Annotated in this window: 6 protein-coding genes and 1 pseudogene; 1 reads left to right on the top strand and 6 read right to left on the bottom strand. The window is 72.3% G+C overall.

Features of this window, described 5'->3' with window-relative positions:
• From G3I65_RS36610 to glmS, 4 genes are all read right to left on the bottom strand, one after another.
• Positions 1-734: FGGY family carbohydrate kinase (locus tag G3I65_RS36610; protein WP_240924602.1), on the bottom strand; the 734-nt coding region annotated here is incomplete at its 3' end.
• On the bottom strand, positions 724-1,560 hold the full coding sequence (locus G3I65_RS36605; RefSeq protein WP_160700156.1) for a DeoR/GlpR family DNA-binding transcription regulator: 837 nt from the start codon (positions 1,558-1,560) through the stop codon (positions 724-726). The genes G3I65_RS36610 and G3I65_RS36605, both read right to left, overlap by 11 nt.
• A 135-nt stretch (positions 1,561-1,695) precedes the next feature.
• Positions 1,696-3,135, bottom strand: coding sequence for an NAD(P)H-hydrate dehydratase (locus G3I65_RS36600; RefSeq protein ID WP_160700155.1), 1,440 nt, complete (start codon positions 3,133-3,135; stop codon positions 1,696-1,698).
• A gap of 17 nt (positions 3,136-3,152) precedes the next feature.
• Positions 3,153-5,015, bottom strand: a complete 1,863-nt coding sequence (gene glmS, locus G3I65_RS36595; RefSeq protein WP_160700154.1) for a glutamine--fructose-6-phosphate transaminase (isomerizing) — start codon at positions 5,013-5,015, stop codon at positions 3,153-3,155.
• A gap of 310 nt (positions 5,016-5,325) precedes the next feature.
• Between glmS and G3I65_RS36590 the strand changes: the two genes are divergently transcribed.
• On the top strand, positions 5,326-6,150 hold the full coding sequence (locus G3I65_RS36590) for an alpha/beta hydrolase (RefSeq protein WP_160700153.1): 825 nt from the start codon (positions 5,326-5,328) through the stop codon (positions 6,148-6,150).
• A 33-nt stretch (positions 6,151-6,183) separates the two neighbouring features.
• Here G3I65_RS36590 and G3I65_RS36585 read toward each other — a convergent pair whose 3' ends face one another.
• Complete coding sequence (locus tag G3I65_RS36585) at positions 6,184-6,660, bottom strand: hypothetical protein (protein WP_160700152.1); 477 nt, start codon at positions 6,658-6,660, stop codon at positions 6,184-6,186.
• Between the two features lie 19 nt (positions 6,661-6,679).
• Positions 6,680-6,998 (bottom strand): annotated as a pseudogene (locus G3I65_RS36580) (hypothetical protein); the annotation flags it as partial.

The raw sequence follows: 6,998 nt of genomic DNA, 5'->3' as shown, positions 1-6,998 counted from the left end.
CTGGTGCCGAGCGAGACGACGACGTCGCCGGCCCGCAGCTCCAGCCCGAGCGCGGCGGCCATGTTGTCGCCCGTGCCCGCCGAGACGAGCACGCCGTCCGCGGTGTGGCCGGCGGCCTGGGCCGGGCCGAGCACGGTGGGCAGCTCCGGCGTCCGGCCGCCGAAGGCGTGGCTCAGGACGTCGAGGCGGTACGCGTTGTCGGACGGCGAGAAGTAGCCGGTGCCGGACGCGTCGCCGCGGTCGGTGACCGGGTCGCCGCCGGTGAGCTTCCAGGTCAGCCAGTCGTGCGGGAGCAGCACGCGCGCGACGCGGTCGGCCAGCTCGGGCTCGTTGTCCGCCAGCCAGCGCAGCTTCGTCACGGTGAAGCTGGCGACCGGCACCGAGCCGACGGACTTCGCCCAGACCGACGGGCCGCCGAGCTCGTCGATGAGGTCGAGGGCCGACTGCGCGGAGCGGGTGTCGTTCCACAGCAGCGCGGGCCGGACGACCTCGCCGTCCTCGTCGAGGGTGACCATGCCGTGCTGCTGCCCGCCGACGCCGATGGCCTTGACGTCGTCGAGCAGGCCGTTCGTGGCCTCGCCGAAGGCGTCCCACCAGGCGGCGGGGTCGACCTCGGTGCCCTCGGGGTGCGGCGCGCGGCCGGTGCGGACGATCTCACCGGTGGCGGCGTCGCACACGACGACCTTGGTCGACTGCGTGGACGAGTCGATGCCGGCGACCAGCTCAGCTGTCATAGGGCTGCCCCTCTGCGACGTGTTCGACGATCTCGATCGCGGTGCCGGCGTTGAGCGCGGCCTCGATCTCCTCGGTCGGCGTGGCTTCGCCGGTGATCAACAGGTCGTAGTCGCCGACGTCGCCGTGCGCGTAGGTGGCGGTGCGGCCGAACTTCGAGTGGTCGACGACCAGGACGTTGTGGTTCGCGACCTTGAGCGCGGCCTTCTTGAGCTCGGCGTAGTCGCGGTCCGGGTGGAAGAGCCGCCCGACGGCGACCGCGGTGACCGAGACGAAGGAGACGTCGGCGCGGATCGAGTCGAGCAGGCCGAGCACCTCGGGGCCGGCGCAGGAGTCGTACTCGCGGGAGTAACGGCCACCGGCGAGCACGACGTCGGCGCCGCCGTCGCCGAGCACGCGCGCGGCCCGCAGGGAGTTGGTGACGACGGTCAGGCTGTCGATCTCCGCGAGCCGCGTGACCAGCGGGAGGAGGGTGGTGGAGTCGTCGACGAAGACGGTCTGGCCGGGGTGGACGTGCCGCGCGGCGGCCTCGCCGAGTGCGTCCTTCTCACCGCGGTGGAGGGTGTCGCCGAAGCGGGCGGCGGACTCGACGGTGAGCGCCGGGTAGGCCTCGACCTTGCCGCGGAGCTTGCGCAGGAGCCGGCGTTCGGCCAGGTCGTCGAGGTCGCGGTGCATCGTCATCAGGCTGACCTTGAAGCGCGCGGTCAGGTCGTCGATCCGCGCTTCGCCCTGCTCGATGACGTGGTCGAGGATCTCCTGCCGCCGCTGCTCGACGGCAGCGTCGGACGGCCGGGTCTTCCGGTCTCCGGGTGCTGTGCCGCCGCTCACACGGCATTCTTACCAGATTTGGAGCCCGGAGTTAACAGAGAACTCGATATCTCTTCGCACGACCCCGGGACCACTTTCACCCGAAAGTGCCCCCGGAGCGGGAACTCCGGATCACTTTCGTAGAGAAAGTGACGTTCAGGGCGTGAGGGAGCGGATCGCGCGGATGGCTTCTGGGATGGCGTGGACCAGGCCTGATGCCGACGTCGGGGCGTTCTGGGCCGCGATCGCGCCCGCCAGCGAGTGGACGTGGGCCGCGGCGGCCGCGGCCAGCCAGGGGTCCAGGCCGGCCGCGAGGAGCGAACCCACCAGGCCCGAAAGCACGTCGCCGGAGCCCGCTGTCGCCAGCCAGGCGCCGTGCGGCTTGTTCAGCGCGACCCGGCCGTCCGGGGCCGCGACCACCGTGACGTGCCCCTTCAGCAGCACGACCGCGTCGTACTTCTTCGCGGCCTCACGCGCGGCCGTGACGCGGTCCGCGCCCGGCTTGCGGCCCATCAGGCGCTCGTACTCGCCCGCGTGCGGGGTCAGCACGAGAGGCGTGTCCGGGTCGCGGGCGTCGAGGACGTCCGGGGACTTCGCGATGATCGTCGTCGCGTCGGCGTCCGCGCAGACCGGCACGCCCTGGCCGAGCACGTACCGCAGCACGTCACGGCCTTCGGAGCCGGTGCCGATGCCCGGGCCGACCGCCCACGCCTGGACGCGGCCGGCGTCGGCGACCGTGCCCGTCGCGATGATCTCCGGCCACTGCGACCGGACGACGTCGGCGGCGTGACCGGCGTAGCGGACCATGCCCGACGTCGCGCGGACGGCCGAGCCCGCGGCCAGCACCGCCGCGCCCGGGTACGTCGCCGAACCCGCCGCGACGCCGACCACGCCCTGGCTGTACTTGTCGTCGTCCGGGCCGGGGATCGGCCAGGCCGCGGCGATGTCGGCGATGTCGAGCCGCCGCAGGTCCGGGTCGCTCAGTTCGAGGCCGATGTCGACCAGCACGACCTCGCCGCAGTGGGCGGGCGCGAGCGCGTGCACCGGCTTGAGCGCGCCGAAGGTGACGGTCTTGGCCGCCTTCACCGCGGGGCCGTCGACCGCGCCGGTGTCCGGGTCGACGCCGCTGGGCAGGTCGACCGCGACGATCGGCGCCTCGACCAGCTCGACGAGCAGCGCGGCGTCCGGCCGCAGTCCCCCTTTGCCGGAGATCCCGACGATCCCGTCTATGACGACGTCGGCCTTGGCGATCCACTGTGGACCCTCGTCGACAGGCACCGCGCGGCCACCGGATCGGCGCAGCGCCGCCAGTCCCTTGGCGTGGGCCTTCTCGGGCTTGAGCAGGATGGCCGTCACGGCGACCCCGCGGCGACGCAGGAAGGCTCCGGCCCAGAGCGCGTCACCGCCGTTGTCGCCGGAGCCGACGAGCAGCACGACCCGGCGGCCGGAAACCCCGCCGGTGTGGTCTTCCAGGAAGTCCGCGATGTGCACCGCGAGCCCGAAGGACGCCCGCCGCATCAGCTCGCCGTCCGGCGTGACGGCGAACGCCCGCCCCTCCGCCTCGCGAATCCGTTCCGTGGTCCAGATTCCCTGCACGGCGGGGCCTCCCGCGACTACTCGACTGTGACGGACTTCGCCAGGTTACGCGGCTTGTCGACGTCGTACCCGCGGGCGCGGGCGATCTCCGCGGCCAGCACCTGCAGCGGCACCGTGGACACCAGCGGCTGCAGCAGCGTCGGCACCGCGGGGACCTCGATCAGCTCGTCGGCGAACGGCCGGACGGTCTCGTCGCCCTCTTCGGCGATCACGATCGTGCGGGCGCCGCGCGCCTGGATCTCGCTGATGTTCGACACGAGCTTCGAGTGCAGCACCGCGCGGCCCTTGGGCGACGGCATCACGACGACGACCGGCAGGCCGTCTTCGATCAGCGCGATCGGGCCGTGCTTCAGCTCGCCGGCCGCGAAGCCCTCGGCGTGCATGTACGCGAGTTCCTTGAGCTTCAGCGCGCCTTCGAGGGCGACCGGGAAGCCGACGTGGCGACCGAGGAACAGCACCGCCTTCGAGTCGGCGATCCGGCGGCCGAGGTCGCGCACCTGGTCCACAGTGGACAGTACCTTCTGGACGGCCGCGGGCATGGCCTCCAGCTCGGCGAACTCGCGGGCGACCTCGTCCGGGTACTTGGTGCCGCGGGCCTGCGCCAGCGCCAGGCCGACGAGGTAGTTCGCCGCGATCTGGGCGAGGAACGCCTTGGTCGACGCGACGCCGATCTCGGGGCCGGCGTGGGTGTAGAGGACGGCGTCGGACTCGCGCGGGATCTGCGCGCCGTTGGTGTTGCAGACGGCCAGGACGCGCGCCTTCTGCTCACGCGCGTGCCGGACGGCTTCGAGCGTGTCCGCCGTCTCGCCGGACTGGGACACGGCGACGACCAGCGTGTCGCGGTCCAGCACCGGGTCGCGGTAGCGGAACTCGCTCGCCAGCTCGACCTCGACCGGCAGCCGCGTCCAGTGCTCGATGGCGTACTTCGCGACCAGGCCCGAGTGGTAGGCCGAGCCGCAGGCGACGACGAAGACCTTGTCGACGTCGCGGAGGTCCTGGTCGGAGATGCGCTGCTCGTCGAGGATGATGCGGCCGGACTCGAAGTGGCCGCGCAGCGTGTTGGCCAGTGCCTCGGGCTGCTCCTCGATCTCCTTGAGCATGAAGTACTCGTGGCCGCCCTTTTCGGCGGCGGAGAGGTCCCAGTCCACGGTGAACGGCTTGGCCTGGGCGGCGTCGCCGTGGAAGTCCAGGACGTCGTAGCCCTCGCGGGTGATGACGACGAGCTGGTCCTGGCCCAGTTCGACGGCCTCGCGGGTGTGCTCGATGAAGGCGGCGACGTCGGAGGCTACGAAGTGCTCACCGTCGCCCACGCCGACGACCAGCGGCGACGACCGGCGGGCGGCCACGATCGTGTCCGGCTCGTCGGCGTGCGTCACGACCAGCGTGAAGGCGCCTTCCAGGCGGCGGCAGACGGCGGCGACGCTCGCGGCGAGGTCACCCTTGGTGTCGCCTTCGGCGTAGGCGCGGGCGACGAGGTGGGCGGCGGTCTCGCTGTCGGTGTCGCTGGCCATCTCGACGCCGTCGGCTTCCAGCTCGGCGCGCAGGGTGGCGAAGTTCTCGATGATGCCGTTGTGCACGATCGCGACGCGCTGGGTCGTGTCCCGGTGTGGGTGCGAGTTGCGGTCCACCGGCGCGCCGTGGGTGGCCCAGCGGGTGTGGCCCATGCCGGCGGTCCCGGTGAAGTTGTCCCGGCCGACCGCGTCGAGCTCGGCTTCCAGGTTGGCGAGGCGGCCCGCCTTGCGCTCGACGGTCAGCGCACCGGCTCCGTCGAGGACCGCGACCCCGGCTGAGTCGTAACCGCGGTACTCCATGCGACGGAGCCCGCCGAGGACGACGTCCAGAGCCGGGCGGTGCCCGACGTATCCCACGATTCCACACACGCGCATCAGCCTAACGAGGGATGTTTGGCGGGTGGATGGGGTGTGGAAAGTGGGTTTGAGCTGGGAGGACAGGTGACGCGGTGGTTCGGACCAATGCGTGGTTCCCCCGCCACCCCGAAGCTTGATTGTGACTACGGACGGCGGCACCGCGTCAAGGCGGGAAAGCGTGCCTTGACCCGGTGCCGCCGTCCGTGTTCTGGCTTCGGATCGGGGTTGCGGGGGGTCTGGGTTCGGTTGCTGTCCTGCTGTGGTCTCGCGCGCCGGGGCGGCGGGCGCGCCTCCTGTGGCTTCGCACAGTAGGGTTTCGGCTATGGCCAGCAAGCCCAAGCAGCTGCTCGCGGAGTTGACGCATCCGGGTCCGCACGAGGTCCTGCGGGGTGATCTTGCCCTGGTGGGGATGCCCGGTGTGGTGTTCACGCCGCGGGCCGGGCTTGGGCTGCCTGCTGTGGCCTTTGGGCATGGGTGGCTGCAGCCGCCTCACCGGTACCGGCAGTTGTTGCAGCACCTTGCCAGCTGGGGGATCGTCGCCGCCGCGCCTGCTACGCAGAAGGGGCCGCTGCCGTCGCATCGGCTGCTTGCCGCCGATCTGCTGACCACCCTTGACGTTGTCACCACCGTTCGGCTCGGGCCGGATGGGATCAGCGTTGACCCCGCCAAGCTCGGGCTTGCCGGGCATTCGACCGGGGGTGGCGCCGCCGTACTCGCCGCGGCGCAGGATGCCCAGGCCGAGCGCCCGCGGATTCGCGCGGTCGCGACCATCACCGCGGCGCAGACGCTGCCGCCGGCGCACGAGGCCGCGCAGGCCATCACCGTGCCCGGGCTGCACCTCGCCGCGGACGGAGACCTGGTCGCGCCGGCCGTCGGGCACGCCGAGGCCATCGCGAACGGCTGGGGTGGCGACGACGTGCAGCTGCGGCTGCTCGGCAAGGCGTCGCACCTCGGCGTCACCGAGGGCAGGCACTGGTCGCAGCTGATCATGCACGGCAAGCCGCACCGGGGGACGCAGCAGCTGACCCGGGCGCTGTTCACCGCCTTCTTCCTGACGCACCTGACCGGCACCGACAAGTACCGGCCGCTGCTCGAGGCGGACGTCAAGCGCGCCCCCATCGAGCGCGAGGAAGAACCCGCCCACTGACGCGGAAAGGGCCCGGCCGGAGCCGGGCCCTTCTCACACCAGCCAGCTGGTGCTGGAGAAATCGTCTTCGTCGTCCGGCTGGCGGGCGTGCCTGCCCCGCCGCGGCGGCTCCGGTGCGGCCGGGGCCGGCGGTTCCGGGACCGGCTCGGGACGCGGTGCGGCCGCGGCGGGCGCCGGCACCGGCGTTCCGTAGCTCGGCGTCGGGTACGCCGTGTAGCCCGTGTCCGCCTCTTCGTCCTGGACGCCGAACTCCATCAGCGACTCGCGGGACTTGTCGGCCAGCGTCTTCTCCGTCGCCCAGCCACCCGCGCTCTGCTTGCGCTTGTTGAGCTCGTCCATGTGCTCGGCGTACTTCTGCGCGGCACCCATCTCCCGCTTCAGCCCTTCGCGCGCCTCCGCGGTGGCCTCGGCGACGTGGCGTTCGCGCAGCCCCCGCTGCTCGTCCTGCTCCCGCGCCGCGGCTTCCATCGTCGAGATCGCCGCGCGGTACCGGTCTTCGGCGCTGCTCATCGGCCCTCCTCAGCCCTCGTCACCGGTCGTACCGGATCGAACGGTCACCCTCGTCGTCGAGCGAGCCGCTGATCCGGCCCTTCGCGCCGCTCGTTTCGAACACGCCGCCCTCGATGCGGTACTGGCTGGGGCCGCGCTGCTGGTCGCCGCCGCCACCGCCGCCCGGGGCACCGCCCATGCCACCCATCATCCCGCCCATTCCGCTCATCCCGCTCATGCCGGACGAGCCGCTCGCCGCGGCCTGGTGCGCGCCGGCGTCGACCGGGGTCGCGCCCAGCCCGCCGCCGTCGGACATCGGCATCGACGCGTCGCTGCCCGTCTGGGCGCCCGGGTCGAGC

It is taken from the genome of Amycolatopsis sp. SID8362, from assembly GCF_010550475.1.
GTDB lineage: Bacteria > Actinomycetota > Actinomycetes > Mycobacteriales > Pseudonocardiaceae > Amycolatopsis > Amycolatopsis eburnea.
This window is presented reverse-complemented; position numbering and strand designations above follow the sequence as displayed.